The following is a 1,549-nucleotide window of genomic DNA, read 5'->3' as shown; positions in this document are numbered from 1 at the left end:
AACGGGGCGTAACTCCCCTCCGCGGTTTTTTTTTTTTTTTTGGGGGCCCGGCGTCCCGCGGCCATCCCGTAAATCCCAAAAACCGTGAACTGCCGACCCACGCTCGGCTGGGGCTCTACCGGTGTAGCCCCTGCCGAGCATGGCTCGGCACTACAGTCGGACATTGCCGGGAAAACACCGCCTCCGGGCTATATCCCGGCCTTTCAGGGCGTCATCGACCCAGCCGATGGCCATTGATTCTGTGAGCTTTTTCAGATTTTTTTCACGATGTAATCAGGCTGTAACAAAAACATCATTTCATAGCCGCATCCGCCGGCGCTGCCGGCATTTCTCCCGCTATGGAGTGACGCATGAAGCTGCACACGACCGGTCTTGCCGCCCTTTCGCTGGCCATTGCCCTGGGCCTGTCAGCCTGTGGTGACAAGGGTAACCAGGCCGGTTCCGGCCCAGACGCCGCGGGTGCCTCCGCAACGACTGCCGGTGACAAGGTCGCCGTCGAAATCTCCGGCGCAGGCGCATCGTTCATCTTCCCGCTGGTGTCCAAGTGGTCGGCCGACTACAACGCCGCCACCGGCGCCAAGATCAATTACCAGTCGATCGGCTCGGGCGGTGGTATCGCCCAGATCAAGGCCGGCACGGTCGACTTTGGCTCCTCCGACAAGCCGCTTTCCACCGAAGAGCTGGCACAGGCTGGCCTGGGCCAGTTCCCGTCGGCAATTGGCGGCGTGGTGCCGGTGGTCAACCTGGAAGGCCTGCAGCCGGGCCAGCTGCGCCTGAGCGGCACCCTGCTGGCTGACATCTTCCTGGGCAAGATCAAGACCTGGAACGACAAGGCCATCGCCGATGCCAACCCGGGCGTGACCCTGCCGGACACCAAGATCACCCTGGTGCACCGCTCCGATGGTTCGGGCACCACCTTCAACTTCTCCAACTACCTGTCCAAGGTCAGCGGCGAGTGGAAGGACAAGGTTGGCGAAGGCACTTCGGTGCAGTGGCCGGACGGCGTCGGCGGCAAGGGCAATGAAGGCGTTGCCTCCTACGTGCAGCAGATCAAGGGTTCGGTCGGTTACGTCGAGCTGGCCTACGCACTGCAGAACAACATGCCGTATGCCTCGATGCAGAACGCTGCCGGTACCTGGGTGCAGCCGACCGCCGAGACCTTTGCCGCCGCTGCTGCCAGCGCGGACTGGGCCAACGCCAAGGACTTCAACCTGGTGATCACCAACGCACCGGGCGCCAATGCATGGCCGATCACCGCCACCAACTTCATGCTGATGCACAAGCAGCCGAAGGATGCCAAGCGCAGCGCCGATACCCGCGCATTCTTCAAGTGGGCCTTCGAGAACGGCAAGACCCAGGCCAACGAGCTGCACTACGTGCCGCTGCCGGCCGAGCTGGTCACCCAGATCGAAGCGTACTGGGCTGCCGAGTTCAAGTGACGTAGTGAGGCGGGGGGGGGGCGGGGGGGGGGCGGGGCGGGGGGGGGGGGGGCGGGGGCGGGCGGGCGCGGGGGGGGGGGGGGGGGGGGGGGCGCGGGGGGCGGCCGGGG

At 65.0% G+C, this 1,549-nt stretch carries 1 protein-coding gene; it reads left to right on the top strand.

Annotated features, from left to right (window positions below):
* Positions 1-350 precede the first annotated feature (350 nt).
* Positions 351-1,439, top strand: coding sequence for a phosphate ABC transporter substrate-binding protein PstS (gene pstS / locus ACVOK8_RS19110; RefSeq protein ID WP_481568194.1), 1,089 nt, complete (start codon positions 351-353; stop codon positions 1,437-1,439).
* The last annotated feature ends 110 nt before the right edge of the window (positions 1,440-1,549 follow it).

It is taken from the genome of Stenotrophomonas sp. STEN083 (assembly GCF_056759195.1).
This window is presented reverse-complemented; position numbering and strand designations above follow the sequence as displayed.

Coding starts and splice junctions, on each gene's coding strand:
- pstS (WP_481568194.1), top strand. CDS start 351: ATGAAGCTGCACACGACCGGTCTTGCCGCCCTTTCGCTGGCCATTGCC.